The following is a 16,135-nucleotide window of genomic DNA, read 5'->3' as shown; positions in this document are numbered from 1 at the left end:
TCAACGTGACATTGTCTTTTTTATTCGCTTGTTGGGCTAAAAAGAGAACTAAAGAGCGTACATAGCACCAAAGTTACAAGACCTGTGGCAAAAACTTTTTTCAAAATTAAAAGGATGTGGGCAAAACTTAAAATTTCCAACGAAAAGAAAACAAGTTGATGGATCAATATCAACAAAGCCATAAAGGTAATGCGCTGGACTTTGGTGGTATTTTTAAAGCTGAAGTTTTGGAATTCATAGTTTACCCCAAAACAAAAACGCATGATTACGGGTCTGGCATAGGCAACGGTCAAGGAGGCAATGGCGTTCAGGGCCATGGTGTCCGAAAAAATGTCGATGATTAATCCCAACAAAAAAGAAATGAGCATGAATAAGGTACGGTTTCCCTTGATGGGATACCAATAAAAGAAAATGACATAGACCAAGGGATTGATGCTGTCCATAAAGTTCATGGCATTGAAAATCAATACTTGCGCCAATATCAGCAGTACAAACCGAAGACTATTTAAAAATACGGTGTTATTCATTTAAGGTTCTTGCCTCCAATGCTTTTATTTCTTCCTTGTTTTTGTTTTCTATTAGGTACACATTCTTTATGTTGGCCATATCATTGAACAGCTCAACATCAATATTATAAAAACTCCCTGCCGCATTAAGATCGTATTTTTTGATGGTGCCAATAGGGATGTTTTCCGGAAATATGCTGGACATGCCACCGGTGACAATGGTATCGCCAACCACTAATGGGACCAATCGGGGGATATCCACCAATTGGGCAATGGTATAATCCTCAGCGGTCCAGACCAATGACCCAAAATATTCAGAGTGCTTGATCTTGGCATTGATGTTGGATTTGGTGTTGAGCACGCTCTGTACCGTGGCAAAATTTGAGGATACGTTTTCAACAATACCCAAAATGCCTTTGGTGGTAATGACTCCCATGTCCTGTTTTACCCCTTGGTTTTCTCCTTTATCAATGGTGATATAGTTTCTTGGGGAGGTAAAACTGTTCTTGATCAGTCGGGCACTGAGAACTTCGTAAGCGGTCAAAGTAGAATCCAAGGGCTGTACACTGTCAACTTTCAGATTAAACAGCATTTTTCGCAACTGTTCGTTTTCCCTGACCAGCCTATTATTCTCTTCCCGAAGTCCGAAATAGGATGAAATATCAGCAGCTGAGCCATACACGTTGCCCGTCAACCATTTGGAGGAATTAAAAAATTTGGATTGATGGTAGGAATGCGATCTAATGGTGATCACCAATGAAATAAGCAGGAGAAAACCATATAGGAAGGCATTTCTATTGCGTAAAACAAAGTTGATGATCCGTTGCATGCAATCGTATCGTTATGAGAGTTTAAACGCCCTTAAGCGAATTGAAAACTACTAAGCCCCGATTATTTGATCAGGATGCTTTTGTAGCGTTCCAAATTTTTCAGTGCAATGCCCGTTCCGCGAACCACAGCTCGCAATGGGTCTTCCGCAATATATACGGGAAGGTCTGTTTTTTGGGAAAGTCTTCTGTCCAATCCACGGAGCATGGAGCCACCCCCGGCCAAATAAATACCAGTGTTATAGATATCGGCGGCAAGTTCTGGAGGGGTTTGCGATAGTGTTTCCATTACAGCATCTTCAACTCGTAAAATACTTTTGTCCAAGGCTTTGGCAATTTCACGATAAGACACCTGCACCTGTTTTGGCTTCCCGGTCAACAAGTCCCGTCCTTGGATGGATTTATCCTCTGGGGGCGACTTGAGGTCCTCAGTGGCCGATCCAATCTCTATTTTAATGGCTTCAGCGGTAGTTTCCCCTACATAAAGGTTGTGTTGGGTGCGCATGTAATAGATAATGTCGTTGGTGAACACGTCACCTGCAATTTTCACTGATTTATCACAGACAATACCCCCTAATGCAATTACCGCGATTTCGGTGGTACCCCCACCAATATCCACGATCATGTTTCCTTTGGGCTGCATAATATCCAATCCAATACCAATGGCTGCGGCCATGGGCTCATGGATGAGGTATACTTCCTTGCCGTTTACCCTTTCCGCAGATTCCCGGACCGCACGCATTTCCACTTCGGTGATACCGGAAGGGATACAAATGACCATTCGCAATGCTGGTGGGAACCACTTTTTCTTTAGGGCCGGAATGTTCTTGATGAACATATTGATCATCTTTTCCGAAGCATCAAAATCGGCGATAACCCCGTCCTTCAACGGCCGTATGGTCTTTATATTTTCATGGGTCTTTCCCTGCATCATGTTAGCTTCGCGCCCCACCGCGATGATTTTTCCGGACACGCGATCCCTTGCCACAATGGAAGGGCTGTCCACCACCACTTTATCCAAGTGGATGATCAGGGTATTTGCAGTACCAAGGTCAATGGCAATTTCCTCGGTCATGAAATCAAAAAATCCCATAAAAAGCGTTTATTTTCGGATTAACGGTAAAAAATTACCGGCTAATGTACTAAAATTAATGTTTAAAATGCCGTGTGCCTGTCATTACCATGGCCATTCCGTTTTCGTTGCAATAATCAATGCTCAATTGATCTTTGATGGACCCTCCCGGTTGGATGACACTTTTGATGCCTGCCTTGTCTGCAATCTCAACACAATCCGGAAAAGGGAAAAAGGCATCACTGGCCATTACGGCACCGTTTAAATCGAAATTGAACGACCCTGCTTTATGGATGGCTTGGTTCAAAGCGTCCACTCGAGAAGTCTGACCTGTTCCACTGGCGCATAGTTGTTTGTTCTTGGCCAAAACAATAGTATTGCTTTTGGTGTGCTTGCACAATTTGGAAGCGAAAATCAAATCTTCGATTTCCTCTGAAGTCGGTTTTTTATCTGTAACAGGATTCAAGTCCTCTTTTGCATCGGTTTTGGAATCTTTGTCCTGAACCAAGAATCCGTTCAAACAAGTGCGGACCAAAGTCTCAGGTAGGCTTACTTGGTTTTGAACAAGGATGATACGGTTCTTTTTTCCTTTTAGGGTTTCCAGGGCTTCATCGGAATAGCTCGGTGCAATGACCACTTCGCAGAACAGGTTGTGGATCTCCGCTGCGGTTTCAGCATCAATTTCAACGTTGGAAATCAAAATCCCGCCAAAAGCAGATACCGGGTCACCGGCCAAGGCATCCACATAAGCTTGTTTGATGGTGCTTCGGGTGGCAAGGCCACAGGCATTGTTGTGTTTTAAAATGGCGAAAGTTGGATCGTCGTTCACAAATTCTCCCATCAGGTTCACCGCTGCATCCACATCCAACAAATTGTTATAGGAAAGCTCCTTACCGTGCAATTTGGTGAACATGGCATCAAAATCCCCAAAGAAGAATCCTTTTTGGTGGGGGTTTTCACCATAACGCAACACTTGGCCTTTGGTTTCACTGATCTTGAGTACGGTTTCTTCTTTTTCCGCATTGAAATAGTTGAAAATGGCCGTGTCATAGTGTGAGGAAACGTTGAATGCCTTGGCGGCAAAACGCTTACGGTCTTCCAAGGTGGTGGTGCCGTTTCCTTCGGAAATGACGTTGAGGAAGTCTTCGTAATCCTCCATGGAAGAAACACAAAGTACATCCTTGAAATTTTTGGCAGCGGCCCTGATTAGGGAAATACCACCGATATCGATTTTCTCGATAATATCTTGTTCCGAGGCGCCACTGGCCACGGTTTTTTCAAAAGGGTAGAGGTCTACGATGACGATGTCCAATTGGGGAATGTCAAATTCCTGCATTTGGGCCACGTCACTTTCGTTGTCTTGTCTATTTAAAATGCCGCCGAACACTTTGGGGTGCAATGTCTTTACCCGTCCACCTAGAATGGAGGGGTAGCTGGTAACATCTTCCACAGGTACCACATCGATACCGAGATTGCGGATAAATGTCTCGGTTCCTCCTGTGGAATAGAGGGTTACGCCGAGTTCATCCAGTTTTTTTACGATGGGCTCCAAACCATCTTTATGGAATACGGAAATCAGTGCAGCGGAGGCTTTTTTGGCAGTCTTCATGGGTATCTTAAAAATCAATTTCTTAAGCCCACAAAAGTACTTGTTTTGTTGCTAAAAAGTAGAATGGGTTATCAACAAAATGGAGGAGTTTTACAGAATTCCGGCCACTTTTTCGTTGATGAATTCCAAAAACCGCTCATCCTCCTCGGAAAAGGGGTCCGGGGTATTGGAATCGATATCGATTTGCCCCACATTTTCCCCATTCACGAACAAGGGAACGACAATTTCCGCTTTAACGGTAATGCTACAGGCAATATAGTTGTCCTGTGCAGCCACATCGGGAACCACAAAATTCTGGTTGCTCACTGCCACCTGTCCGCAAATGCCTTTTCCAAAAGGGATAATGGTATGGTCCGTGGGTGCACCTGCGTAAGGACCCAATTTTAATTCTTCTTTATCCCCGTTTCTGAAGTAAAACCCCACCCAATCGTAATAGGATACTTCGCTGCGTAATAGTTCACAGATTTCACCCAAACGGGTGTCAACAGTTTTCGAATCATCGGCAATGATGGAAAGTACTTTGGGTTGAAGGGTTGCCAGCATACATCTATTTTTTGCAAAGGTATGGAATAGGGGATTTGTTCGATATAAAGCGACAAACTTACGGGTCCGTATTTTTAAACTTCTGTTAAACAAAACAATAAATCGCTAAATTTTGTAGTTTTGTAGGGAAATGAAACAGGTTTTTCATCAAATTATGTCGTCTGTAATGGCCCTTTTGGTCTTGGCCTCAACAGTTTCTTGGACCGTAGACAAGCATATTTGTATGGGTAAGGTTCAGGATATTTCCTTTTTTGCCCATGCGGATGATTGCGGTATGGACATGGAGATGGAAAAATCTTGTTGTGATGATGAGTCCTTCACCGTTCAAGGTCAGGATGACCTAAAAATCTCTTTTGATGATTTTAGTGTGGGACAACAGCTGTTTTTAGTAAGCTTCGTCCATTCCTATTTTTATCTTTTCGAAAACAATGTGGAGGAGGTCAGTGCCTTTAGGGACTACGCTCCACCCCCACTGATACAGGACGTGCAAGTGCTGCATCAGACTTTCCTCATTTGATTTAACATTGGTTGATTGTACCCGGCCCCTTGTGGTTGGGCGTGCCCTTTTATGCACTTTTTTCTTGATCCAATTGTTTAAATCAAACCTTTATGCTGAACAAGAGCATCAAATTTCTCATAGAGAACAAATTAGTGGCCGTTTTACTCCTAGTCCTTTTTGTAGGTTGGGGTACGGTGAACATTCCATTTGACTGGGGCACTGGCTTTTTGCCCAAAAACCCTGTTGCAGTGGATGCCATCCCCGATATTGGAGAAAACCAACAGATTGTATTTACCCAGTGGCCCGGAAGGTCACCCCAAGACATGGAAGATCAGGTCACCTATCCGTTGACCACTTCGTTGTTGGGTATCCCTGGAGTAAAGACCATACGGAGTTCTTCCATGTTCGGACTGTCCAGTATCTACATCATTTTTGAGGAAGATGTGGAATTTTATTGGAGCCGAAGCCGTATTCTTGAAAAACTGAATTCCTTACCCAATAACGTATTGCCCAGTGGGGTAAATCCGGCATTGGGCCCCGATGCCACTGCCTTGGGGCAAATCTTCTGGTACACTTTGGAAGGACGGGACGAAGAAGGCAATGTTACCGGCGGATGGGATTTGCAGGAACTGCGGAGCGTTCAAGATTACTATGTAAAGTATGCCCTGTCCTCGGCCAGTGGGGTTTCTGAAGTCGCCTCCATAGGTGGATTTGTGCAGGAATACCAAATTGATGTAAATCCAGAATTGCTCAAACAGTACAATATTGGATTGGATCAAGTGGTAAAGGCCATAAAGCAGAGCAATCGGGATATTGGCGCTCAGACCTTGGAAATCAACAAGGCAGAATATTTGGTCCGTGGACTGGGGTACATCAAATCCTTGGAAGATATTAAAAATGCTGTGGTCACTTCAACGGATTATACTGCTATAAGAGTACAGGATGTGGCCCATGTTTCCTTGGGGCCGGCGGTTCGAAGGGGTATTTTGGACAAGGAAGGTGCCGAGGTGGTCGGTGGGGCCGTTGTGGCACGATATGGGGCCAATCCCTTGGAGGTGATCAACAATGTAAAGGAAAAAATAAAGGAGCTCAGCGCCGGATTACCGTCCAAGGAATTAAAGGACGGTACTACATCGCAGTTGACCATCGTTCCATTTTATGACCGCACGGAACTCATTCAAGAAACCTTGGGCACTTTAAATGAAGCATTGACCTTGGAAATACTGATCACCATTTTGGTGATTGTGGTAATGGTCTTCAACCTGAGGGCTTCGTTATTGATATCGGGATTGCTCCCAGTGGCCGTGCTCATGGTCTTCATTTCCATGAAACTGTTTGGGGTGGATGCCAATATTGTGGCCCTTTCCGGAATTGCCATCGCCATTGGTACCATGGTGGATGTTGGTGTAATCCTTTCCGAAAACATTATCCGGCATCGGGATGAAAACACCCAAAATCTACCCATAAACGCAGTGGTCTACAATGCCACATCAGAAGTTTCTGGAGCCATATTGACAGCGGTTCTTACCACTATCATCAGTTTTATCCCGGTATTTACCATGGTAGGGGCCGAAGGGAAGCTGTTCCGTCCATTGGCATTTACCAAGACCATGGCCTTGGCAGCTTCGGTAATTGTGGCCCTCTTCCTCATTCCGCCGTTTGCGGCCATCATTTTCAAAAGAAAATCGCAGGGTCCTCTCCTAAAATACATTTGGAATGGAGTGCTTGTGGCTTTGGGGGTAACAGCCATCGTTTTTGGGCATTGGCTTGGTCTGACTTTGGTGGCTTTTGGAGTTTTAGGCATTTTAAGGTTGAAAGAGTTGGTATCTGAAAAGGAGGTTACGTGGCTCAATGTAGCCCTTTGTATCACCACCATTCTGTTTTTATTGGCAACCTATTGGAGACCTCTCGGGTTTGATCGCAGCATAGCCATCAACCTAATTTTTGTGGGGTTGATTTGTGGGGTACTGTTGGGAGTGTTCTATCTGTTCCGAAAATATTACCATCGGATTTTGTTGTGGGCTTTGGAGAACAAACTACTGTTTCTTTCAGTCCCAACTGTGATTGTGGTCTTCGGGTTTTTGATCATGCGTAACACAGGTCAAGAATTTATGCCCTCCCTTAACGAAGGCTCATTTCTGTTGATGCCCACCTCGCTCCCACATGCCGGGGTAGAGGAAAACAAAAGGGTGCTGCAGCAGCTGGATATGGCTGTGGCCACCATCCCTGAAATTGAAACCGTGGTGGGGAAATCTGGAAGGACCGAATCGGCCTTGGACCCCGCTCCGCTTTCCATGTATGAAAATGTGATCCAATATCGCTCCGAATACGAGAAAAATGAATCAGGATCACCACAACGTTTTAAGGTAAATGAAGATGGGTATTTTGTGTTGAAGAACGGAAAAGTGGCCGCCAATCCCAATCTCAAAGTTCAGAATGAAGGGAATTACACAAATTCCCATGTAAGTGAACCATTGCGGATTGACAGAAAGCTGCTGACTCCAGATTCCGATGGGGAATATTTTAGGAATTGGCGTCCCGAGATCAAAAGCCCGGATGACATTTGGGATGAAATTGTGAAGGTGACCCGATTGCCTGGAATTACCTCTGCCCCCAAATTACAACCCATTGAGACCCGTTTGGTGATGCTTCAGACCGGGATGCGCGCTCCCATGGGAATTAAGGTCAAAGGGCAGGATTTAAAGGAAATCGAGGCGTTTGGGATGCAGTTGGAGTCCATCCTCAAAGAAGCTGATGGGGTAAAGGACGAGGCAGTCTTCGCCGATCGTATTGTGGGTAAACCCTATTTGCTGATTGATATTGACCGTGAAAGGTTGGTGCGATACGGTGTGGTCATCGAAGATGTGCAACAAATCCTTGAGGTGGCCATTGGCGGCATGACCTTGACCCAGACCGTTGAAGGAAGGGAACGCTATGGGGTTCGGGTGCGCTATCCCCGGGAACTCAGGGAAAACCCAACGGATATCGGCAATATTTATGTGCCCGTGGAAAAGGGTAACCCGGTTCCGTTGAGCGAATTGGTCACCATAAAATACGAACAAGGTCCGCAGGTCATCAAAAGTGAGGATACCTTTTTGGTAGGCTATGTACTTTTTGATAAGCTGGATGGTTTTGCCGAAGTAGATGTGGTTGAAAATGCCCAAGCCAAGATTTTGGAAAAAATTGATAGCGGTGCGTTGGTGGTGCCCAAGGGAATCAGCTATCAGTTCACGGGGACCTATGAAAACCAACTCCGGGCAGAAAAGACATTGTCCGTAGTGGTGCCCTTGGCGCTATTGATCATTTTCCTCATCCTATATTTTCAATTTCGGTCCGTGGCCACCTCCTTGATGGTGTTCACAGGAATTGCCGTAGCCTTTGCCGGAGGATTTTTAATGATATGGCTGTATGGTCAGGATTGGTTCTTGAACTTCAGTTTTTTTGGCGAAAACCTACGGGACCTGTTCCAAATGCATCCTATCAATCTGAGTGTTGCGGTCTGGGTAGGGTTCATAGCCCTTTTCGGAATTGCCACGGATGACGGAGTGGTCATGGCCACCTATTTAACGCAGACCTTTCGGAAAAATACTCCTACCTCCATGGAAGCCATCAGGGAATCGGTTTTGGAAGCGGGGGAGAAGCGCATCAGACCGTGTTTAATGACCACGGCGACCACCATTTTGGCCCTTTTACCCGTGTTGACGAGTACCGGACGGGGAAGCGATATTATGATTCCCATGGCCATTCCCAGTTTTGGAGGAATGCTGATCGCATTGATCACCCTGTTTGTAGTGCCTGTATTGTTCAGTTGGAAAAGCGAGTGGCAACTTAAAATGCAAAATCGATGAAAAAGAATCTCATTTTTATGGCATTTGCCCTTTTGACGGTTGGAATGAATGCCCAGACATTGGAACTGTATCTTCAGGAGGCGGAGCAGAACAATCCATTGATCCAGGCTTTGGAGCTACGGTACAACATCGCCAAGGAAAAGGTGGATGAGGTAAATACCTTACCCAACACGACCATAGGTGCGGGTTATTTTGTGAGCGAACCTGAAACACGGACCGGTCCACAGAGAGCCCGATTTTCAGTATCACAGATGCTGCCCTGGTTTGGGACCATTACAGCCCGTGAAAACTACGCCAGTTCCATGGCCGAGGCCGAGTATGTGGAAATTGTCATAGCCAAACGCAAATTGGCATTGTCCGTAGCCCAATCCTATTACCGATTGTATGCACTGCGGGCAACCCAGGACAAGCTCGAGGAGAACATTGCCTTGCTCAAAACCTATGAACGCTTGGCCCTTACTTCAGTGGAAGTGGGAAAGGCTTCGGCAGTGGATGTGCTCAAACTCCAGATCAGACAGAACGAACTTCAACAACAAAAAGAAGTATTGCAGCAACAATACCTAGCGGAACAGGCCGTGTTCAATAACCTATTGAATCGGGGTGAGAGCATTTCGATTGAGGTGGTAGATGAAATGGGTATTCCGGAGGAAGACCCCATTCTTGAAAAGGAAGCATTGACCCTGAACCCTGAACTTCTCAAGTATGACCAATTGTACGAATCCGTGGTGCAGTCTGAGCTGCTCAACCAAAAGGAGAATGCTCCAAGTCTTGGATTTGGATTGGACTATGTAACCGTTTCGGAACGACCCGATATGAGCTTTAGTGATAATGGAAAGGATATTGTAATGCCCATGGTAACCCTTTCCATTCCCATTTTTAACAATAAGTTCAAGTCTGTGACCAAACAAAACCAAATGCGTCAGCAAGAGATCGAACTGCAAAAACAGGAACGTTTGAATGTGTTGGAAAACACATTTGCCAAAGCCCTTTCACAGCGTAACGAGGCCCGGATTGCCTATACGATTCAGGCTAAAAATCTGGATCAGGCCAAGGATGCCGAGGAAATCCTCATCAAAAACTATGAAACAGGCACCATTGATTTCAATGATGTACTGGACATTCAGGAGTTGCAATTAAAATTTCAACTCAATCAAATACAATCTGTGCAGATGTACTATGTGCAATCTGCCTTGATCAATTATGTAATCAACAAGTAATTTAATTTCAACAAAAATGAGAACAAACATCAGAACAATTATCGGAATCGCATTTGCATCAGCATTGGTATTGACCATATCTTGTAAGGGAAAAACAGAGGAAGCAAAGGAAGCTTCCACCGAAGCGACCATGGAGCATGAAGGGCATGATATGGACAACATGAACCATGAAAATCATAACATGGGCGATATGGAAACCAAGGATATGCAAGGCAAGGAGTATACATCCACGTATGTATGTCCCATGCACTGCGAAGGCAGTGGTAGTGATACAGAAGGGAAATGTCCGGTTTGTGGCATGACCTATGTTTTGAATACGGAGCATATGAAGGACGGGCATACCCATAATTAAGCTTCAAGAACTTTACCCATCCATTATGATCATTAAAGTCAAAAATATGGTGTGCGACCGCTGCAAGAGCGTTTTGAAAGACGAGTTTCAAAAGGCGGACATTGCCGTGGTGAAAATGGATTTGGGTGAGATCCAGTTCTTGGCTGATGCATCGCATCGCATGGACGATATTCGGGAGATTTTGGTCAGCAATGGGTTTGAGCTGATCGAGAATCCAAACGACACCCGCATTGCTGAAATCAAAAAGCATGTGCTCATGGCTTTGAACCATGGGGTGGACCGGAATCTCTCGGAGTATCTGTCCGACAAAATGAAAAAGGAATATTCGGTGCTAAGCAAACTTTTCAGCGCCACCGAGGGGATGACCATTGAAAAGTTTTTCATCAGGCTTAAAATTGAAAAGGCCAAGGAACAGATCCAAATGGGAAACAAAACCTTTTCAGAGATTGCCTATGATCTAAACTATGCCAGTGGGAGCCATTTGGCCAAGCAGTTCAAGGCCATCACCGGAATGTCCATGGGGGAATATCAAAAACTTCAGCAGTGGGACAGAAAGGCTTGGGACCAAATTGTATAACAATTAACCAAAATTGTAAAAGTAGTTGACCGGAGGATGCGGTAGTTTCGACATAAAAACAAAAACAATGAAGCACACCTATCACATACACGGAATGACCTGTAACGGATGCAGGGGCCACGTGGAGAAAACCCTTTCTGAGGTTGACGGGGTAATTTCCGCAGAGGTCAATTTGGAAAAGGCCGAAGCCGTGATCACCATGGAGGAACATATTCCCTTGGAACGGTTTCAACAAGCTTTGGAAAAGGATGGTGGAAGATATAGCATCCATATGCCGGGCCATCACCATCCACCTAAACCCAAGGAAAAGCAAACGGTAAAAAATGGAACCGGGGTCTTTTATTGCCCCATGCATTGCGAAGGGGACAAAACTTATGACCAGCCTGGTGATTGTCCGGTCTGTGGAATGGATTTGGTAGAGGAACAGAATTTGTCCGCTTCCTCCTCAGAACAATGGACCTGCCCCATGCACCCGGAAATTGTTCGGGACGAACCCGGTAGCTGCCCTATCTGTGGGATGGATTTGGTCCCCAAAAAGTCAGATCTTTCAGCAGAGGAGAAAACGTATAAAAAATTGATCAAAAAATTCTGGCTGGCCTTGGCATTTACCTTGCCCATTTTTTTGATTGCCATGAGTGAAATGGTGTCCAACAACCCATTGTACACCATTTTGTCACAAAAATATTGGAACTGGGTGCAGTTTGCCCTGTCCCTGCCCGTGGTCTTTTATGCCACTTGGATGTTTTTTGAGCGCGCCTACAGAAGTATAAAGACCTGGAACCTGAATATGTTCACCCTCATCGGTATTGGTGCCGGAGTGGCATGGACTTTCAGTGTTTTTGGGATGCTTTTTCCGGATTTCTTCCCGGAACAGTTCAAGACAGAAGCGGGTACGGTACACGTGTATTTTGAGGCCGCAACAGTCATCCTTACCTTGGTGCTTTTGGGTCAGGTATTGGAAGCTAGGGCCCACAGCAAGACCAATTCCGCCGTAAAGGAGCTATTGAAGCTTGCCCCGAACAAAGCGGTCAGGGTGGTCAATGGGGAAGAGGAGGAAGTGCATATTGATGACATCCAGTTAGGGGATATTTTGCGGGTAAAGCCCGGGGAAAAGATTCCTGTGGATGGTGTGGTGATGGAAGGTCAGACAGCCATAGATGAGTCTATGATCACGGGCGAACCCATTCCTGTGAACAAGGAAAAAGGAGATAAGGTCAGCAGTGGTACCATCAATGGGAATACCTCGTTCTTGATGAAAACTGAAAAAGTGGGGTCGGACACCCTATTGTCCCAAATCATTAAAATGGTGAACGATGCCAGTCGCAGTAGGGCGCCTATTCAAAAATTGGCGGATACCGTATCTGGATATTTTGTGCCCATTGTGGTGGCCATAGCCGTGGTCACGTTTGGTGTTTGGGCCATTTGGGGACCTGAGCCCGCCTATGTATATGCGCTGGTCAATGCCATCGCTGTATTGATCATTGCCTGTCCCTGTGCCCTTGGATTGGCCACGCCCATGTCCGTTATGGTAGGGGTGGGTAAAGGGGCCCAACATGGGGTGCTGATCAAAAACGCCGAAGCATTGGAAAAGATGAACAAGGTGGATACGCTTATTGTGGACAAGACCGGTACCATTACCGAAGGGAAACCCACCGTTGAAAAAGTGGGAACATTCGGTGACAATGATGAGAACACGGTTCAGCAATACATGGTTTCCTTGAACAACCTTAGCGAGCATCCCTTGGCTCAGGCCACTGTGAACTTCGGAAAGGAAAAGAATATTGATTTTTTAAAGGCTGATGGCTTTGAAGCTGTTACCGGAAAAGGGGTCCAAGGAACCGTAAATGGGAAGAAGACGGCTTTGGGTAACCACAAGATGATGCAGCAAATGGACATAGAGGTGTCCGAAAAGATGGAAGCTGAGGTAAAAACCTATCAACAGCAAGGAAAGACCGTTTCCTATTTGGCCATCGATGGAAAAGCAGCGGGTTATGTGGTCATTGGAGATCGCATCAAGAAAACCAGTGCAAAGGCCATCAAGGCGTTGCAGGATAAAGGGGTGAGTGTGATCATGCTTACTGGCGACAATCGGGATACGGCCCAAGCTGTGGCCAATGAACTTCACTTGTCTGATTTTGAAGCGGGGATGCTGCCCGAGGACAAGCTTAAAAAAGTATCGAAATTGCAGTCCCAAGGTAGGGTGGTGGCCATGGCCGGAGATGGGATCAATGATGCCCCCGCATTGGCCAAAAGTGATGTTGGGATTGCCATGGGAACAGGAACCGATGTGGCCATGGAAAGTGCCTCCATTACCTTGGTGAAGGGAGATTTGCATGGTATTGTCAAGGCATTCAACCTGAGTGGTGCCGTTATGGGCAATATCAAGCAAAACCTATTCTTTGCCTTGGTGTACAACACTTTGGGGGTTCCTATCGCCGCGGGGGTGCTCTATCCGTTTTTTGGATTGTTGCTCTCTCCCATGATAGCCGCCTTGGCCATGAGCTTTAGCTCCGTATCGGTCATTGCCAATGCACTCAGACTTCGAACTAAATCAATCGACTAAATAATGGTAAAACGACAAACAGCAATCAAAATTCGAAAAACCCACAGGTACTTGGGTATCTTTTTGGGGGTTCAATTCCTGATGTGGACCATCAGTGGGATGTATTTCAGTTGGACGGATATTGATGAAATCCATGGAGACCATTTCAAACAAATGCCGCCCAAGGCCACATCGTTTTCCAATCTTTTGGGAACGGATAGCCTAAACGGTGTTGAAGAGATAGCGTCCATGGAGCTTTTGGAGATTGCTGGTCAACCCTATTATTGGATCAATGGGGCACAGTTGTTCAATGCCAAAACCGGGGAACAAAAGAAAAGTGTAAGTGAAGAAGAGGCCTTACAAGTGGCGGCCGATCATATGCGCCCTGACCTTAAGGTCAGTTCCATTGTCCAGATCAATGAAGTAGGGCCACATCACGAGTATCGAGGAAGACCCTTGCCTGCGTATGAAATTTCGTATGCAACTTCTGAAGAATTAAAGGCATATGTGGCACTGAACAATGGGGCCTTTCAAACGGTACGGCATAGGGATTGGCGTTGGTTTGATTTTTTATGGATGACACATACGATGGACTATCAAGGACGTGACGATTTTAATACCCTGTTGCTCAGGGGGTTTTCTTTATTGGGACTGGTTACGGTATTGAGTGGTTTCTTACTTTGGTTCACGTCTTCCCCATCCGTTCGAAAAGTGGTTAAACAAAAAAATAAATAGCATGAAAAAGAATAATGTATTTGTTGCAGTTGCAGCCGTGGTTGGGCTTCTTTTAGGATATCTGATTTTTGGTTCAAACGCTAGCGATGAAGGTTCTACCGAGGTACATGATCATAGCGAGGAAATGGCATCCGGTCAAATGTGGACCTGTTCCATGCATCCACAGATCATGCAGCCGGAACCTGGCGATTGTCCTATCTGTGGTATGGATTTGATTCCGGCCAGCTCTTCAGATGAAGGTCTTGCCATGGGACAGATCAAAATGTCCAACAATGCCATGGCGCTCGCTGGTGTGGAAACGGTGACCGTGGGGGCTGGGATGACAGGGGAAGGCAGTGTGAAACTCTCTGGAAAAGTGGCCATAAACCAAGAGGCGGACGCGGTGCAATCGGCCTACTTTAATGGGAGGATAGAAAGGCTCAACATCAATTTTGAAGGCGAAGAGGTGAGAAAGGGGCAACAACTGGCCACTATTTACTCTCCCGAGCTGGTCGCTGCACAACAAGAATTGATTACGGCGGCCAATTTAAAGGCTTCCCAACCGGCGCTTTATGCCGCGGTTCGAAACAAGCTTTCATTTTGGAAACTTTCTGAAAATCAAATCAATGAAATTGAAAGTTCCGGAAAGGTACGTGAGAATTTCCCGGTATATGCCAATGTTTCGGGAGTGGTTTCGGAAATCATGGTCGAAGAAGGGGATTATGTAAGCACCGGCTCACCTTTGGTGAAAGTGGCCAACTTAAATTCGGTTTGGGCCGTTTTCGATGCCTACGAGAACCAATTGTCACTGCTTAAGAAAGGACAAAGCCTTGAGGTGCGGACAAAGTCGTACCCCAATGAAACTTTTAGCGCAAAGATTTCCTTTGTAGACCCCTTGCTCAATAGTTCCACTAGGACCCTTGAGGTGCGTGCGAATCTGGATAACAGAAAAGGAATGCTGAAGCCCGGGATGTTTGTTACGGCCGAAATCCAATTGGAGAACGATACCGAAACCAAAGCCCTAACCGTTCCGGAAAGTGCGGTTCTTTGGACGGGGGAACGTTCGGTGGTTTATGTAAAGCCAAATTCTGAAGAAGGGATTTTTGAGATGCGCGAAGTGACCTTGGGAAATTTGGTCAATGGCAATTATGTGATAGCCGCTGGATTGAGTTCAGGGGAGGAGGTTGTCGCCAAGGGTGCCTTCACCGTGGATGCGGCTGCACAGCTCCAAGGGAAAAAATCTATGATGAACCAAGAGGGAAAAACCATGGGAATGAATCATGATTATCATTCAAGCATGGGAGGTGATATGAAAATGGAGTTTTCCGAAGAGGCACAAAATAAGTTTGGAGATTTATTGCAGGTATATTTGGAGCTAAAGGATGCTCTGGTTGCTTCGGATCCGGAGCAGACCCAAAAACTTGCCCAAAAAGGAGTGGGCATGGCCTCAACCATTTCGGGCTTGCCAATGGATGGTATGGGGAAGAGCCATATGTCACAATTGGCCATACAATTTAAGGATATGGCTTCAAAAAGTGATTTGGAAGGTCAACGGGATGCATTTGTTCTTCTTTCCCAAAATATGATTCAAGTTGGGCAACAAATGCAAGGTTTGAATGTAAAACTATATGTGCAACAATGTCCCATGGCCAATCAAAACAATGGGGCAAATTGGCTGAGTTTGGATGCCGAAATCAAAAATCCTTATTACGGTGAAGCTATGCTGAAATGCGGAAGTGTTGTAAGTGTAATTAATTGATAATCAAATATTAAAAAATATTTTTCAGTAAGTTTAGTTAATATTTAGCCAATAAAAATCATGGAATTGA

13 protein-coding genes are annotated in these 16,135 nt (G+C 45.4%); 8 read left to right on the top strand and 5 right to left on the bottom strand.

Annotation, left to right across the window (positions count from 1 at the left end; translation table 11 throughout):
- Positions 1-20: 20 nt before the first annotated feature.
- The 5 genes from DN53_RS05965 to DN53_RS05945 form a co-directional block, all read right to left on the bottom strand.
- On the bottom strand, positions 21-527 hold the full coding sequence (locus DN53_RS05965; protein ID WP_129653485.1) for a rod shape-determining protein MreD: 507 nt from the start codon (positions 525-527) through the stop codon (positions 21-23).
- The gene (gene mreC, locus DN53_RS05960) at positions 520-1,335 is read right to left on the bottom strand and encodes a rod shape-determining protein MreC (protein WP_129653484.1); all 816 of its coding nucleotides are present in this window, start codon (positions 1,333-1,335) and stop codon (positions 520-522) included. Before mreC ends, DN53_RS05965 begins: the two co-directional genes overlap by 8 nt.
- Positions 1,336-1,397: 62 nt before the next feature.
- Complete coding sequence (locus tag DN53_RS05955) at positions 1,398-2,426, bottom strand: rod shape-determining protein (protein ID WP_116216229.1); 1,029 nt, start codon at positions 2,424-2,426, stop codon at positions 1,398-1,400.
- A 55-nt stretch (positions 2,427-2,481) separates the two neighbouring features.
- Positions 2,482-4,014 carry a bifunctional phosphoribosylaminoimidazolecarboxamide formyltransferase/IMP cyclohydrolase gene (purH, locus tag DN53_RS05950; RefSeq protein WP_129653483.1) on the bottom strand — a complete coding sequence of 511 codons (1,533 nt, stop codon included), beginning with the start codon at positions 4,012-4,014 and terminating at the stop codon, positions 2,482-2,484.
- Between the two features lie 90 nt (positions 4,015-4,104).
- The gene (locus DN53_RS05945; protein ID WP_129653482.1) at positions 4,105-4,557 is read right to left on the bottom strand and encodes a GAF domain-containing protein; all 453 of its coding nucleotides are present in this window, start codon (positions 4,555-4,557) and stop codon (positions 4,105-4,107) included.
- A gap of 154 nt (positions 4,558-4,711) precedes the next feature.
- Between DN53_RS05945 and DN53_RS05940 the strand changes: the two genes are divergently transcribed.
- From DN53_RS05940 to DN53_RS05905, 8 genes are all read left to right on the top strand, one after another.
- The gene (locus DN53_RS05940; RefSeq protein ID WP_242502079.1) at positions 4,712-5,074 is read left to right on the top strand and encodes an HYC_CC_PP family protein; all 363 of its coding nucleotides are present in this window, start codon (positions 4,712-4,714) and stop codon (positions 5,072-5,074) included.
- A gap of 92 nt (positions 5,075-5,166) precedes the next feature.
- Entirely contained in the window at positions 5,167-8,904 is a 3,738-nt protein-coding gene (locus DN53_RS05935; protein ID WP_129653480.1) for an efflux RND transporter permease subunit, read from the top strand.
- On the top strand, positions 8,901-10,121 hold the full coding sequence (locus tag DN53_RS05930) for a TolC family protein (RefSeq protein ID WP_129653479.1): 1,221 nt from the start codon (positions 8,901-8,903) through the stop codon (positions 10,119-10,121). The genes DN53_RS05935 and DN53_RS05930 overlap by 4 nt, the downstream gene beginning before the upstream one ends.
- Before the next feature lie 16 nt (positions 10,122-10,137).
- Positions 10,138-10,473 (top strand): heavy metal-binding domain-containing protein, encoded by a 336-nt coding sequence (locus DN53_RS05925; protein ID WP_129653478.1) that lies wholly within the window; start codon positions 10,138-10,140, stop codon positions 10,471-10,473.
- A gap of 25 nt (positions 10,474-10,498) precedes the next feature.
- Positions 10,499-11,050: a helix-turn-helix domain-containing protein gene (locus DN53_RS05920; protein WP_129653477.1), complete on the top strand. Its 552-nt coding sequence runs from the start codon at positions 10,499-10,501 to the stop codon at positions 11,048-11,050.
- Positions 11,051-11,117: 67 nt separating this feature from the next.
- Positions 11,118-13,613 (top strand): heavy metal translocating P-type ATPase, encoded by a 2,496-nt coding sequence (locus tag DN53_RS05915; protein ID WP_129653476.1) that lies wholly within the window; start codon positions 11,118-11,120, stop codon positions 13,611-13,613.
- Positions 13,614-13,616: 3 nt separating this feature from the next.
- Positions 13,617-14,327: a PepSY domain-containing protein gene (locus DN53_RS05910; protein WP_129653475.1), complete on the top strand. Its 711-nt coding sequence runs from the start codon at positions 13,617-13,619 to the stop codon at positions 14,325-14,327.
- A gap of 1 nt (position 14,328) precedes the next feature.
- On the top strand, positions 14,329-16,065 hold the full coding sequence (locus DN53_RS05905; protein ID WP_129653474.1) for an efflux RND transporter periplasmic adaptor subunit: 1,737 nt from the start codon (positions 14,329-14,331) through the stop codon (positions 16,063-16,065).
- The last annotated feature ends 70 nt before the right edge of the window (positions 16,066-16,135 follow it).

The sequence above is a fragment of the Flagellimonas olearia genome (assembly GCF_004150225.1).
Classification (GTDB): domain Bacteria; phylum Bacteroidota; class Bacteroidia; order Flavobacteriales; family Flavobacteriaceae; genus Flagellimonas; species Flagellimonas olearia.
The sequence above is the reverse complement of the archived record's forward strand: the minus strand, read 5'-3'. Positions and strand labels throughout refer to the sequence as shown.

Coding starts and splice junctions, on each gene's coding strand:
- DN53_RS05965 (WP_129653485.1), bottom strand. CDS start 527: ATGAATAACACCGTATTTTTAAATAGTCTTCGGTTTGTACTGCTGATA.
- mreC (WP_129653484.1), bottom strand. CDS start 1,335: ATGCAACGGATCATCAACTTTGTTTTACGCAATAGAAATGCCTTCCTA.
- DN53_RS05955 (WP_116216229.1), bottom strand. CDS start 2,426: ATGGGATTTTTTGATTTCATGACCGAGGAAATTGCCATTGACCTTGGT.
- purH (WP_129653483.1), bottom strand. CDS start 4,014: ATGAAGACTGCCAAAAAAGCCTCCGCTGCACTGATTTCCGTATTCCAT.
- DN53_RS05945 (WP_129653482.1), bottom strand. CDS start 4,557: ATGCTGGCAACCCTTCAACCCAAAGTACTTTCCATCATTGCCGATGAT.
- DN53_RS05940 (WP_242502079.1), top strand. CDS start 4,712: ATGTCGTCTGTAATGGCCCTTTTGGTCTTGGCCTCAACAGTTTCTTGG.
- DN53_RS05935 (WP_129653480.1), top strand. CDS start 5,167: ATGCTGAACAAGAGCATCAAATTTCTCATAGAGAACAAATTAGTGGCC.
- DN53_RS05930 (WP_129653479.1), top strand. CDS start 8,901: ATGAAAAAGAATCTCATTTTTATGGCATTTGCCCTTTTGACGGTTGGA.
- DN53_RS05925 (WP_129653478.1), top strand. CDS start 10,138: ATGAGAACAAACATCAGAACAATTATCGGAATCGCATTTGCATCAGCA.
- DN53_RS05920 (WP_129653477.1), top strand. CDS start 10,499: ATGATCATTAAAGTCAAAAATATGGTGTGCGACCGCTGCAAGAGCGTT.
- DN53_RS05915 (WP_129653476.1), top strand. CDS start 11,118: ATGAAGCACACCTATCACATACACGGAATGACCTGTAACGGATGCAGG.
- DN53_RS05910 (WP_129653475.1), top strand. CDS start 13,617: ATGGTAAAACGACAAACAGCAATCAAAATTCGAAAAACCCACAGGTAC.
- DN53_RS05905 (WP_129653474.1), top strand. CDS start 14,329: ATGAAAAAGAATAATGTATTTGTTGCAGTTGCAGCCGTGGTTGGGCTT.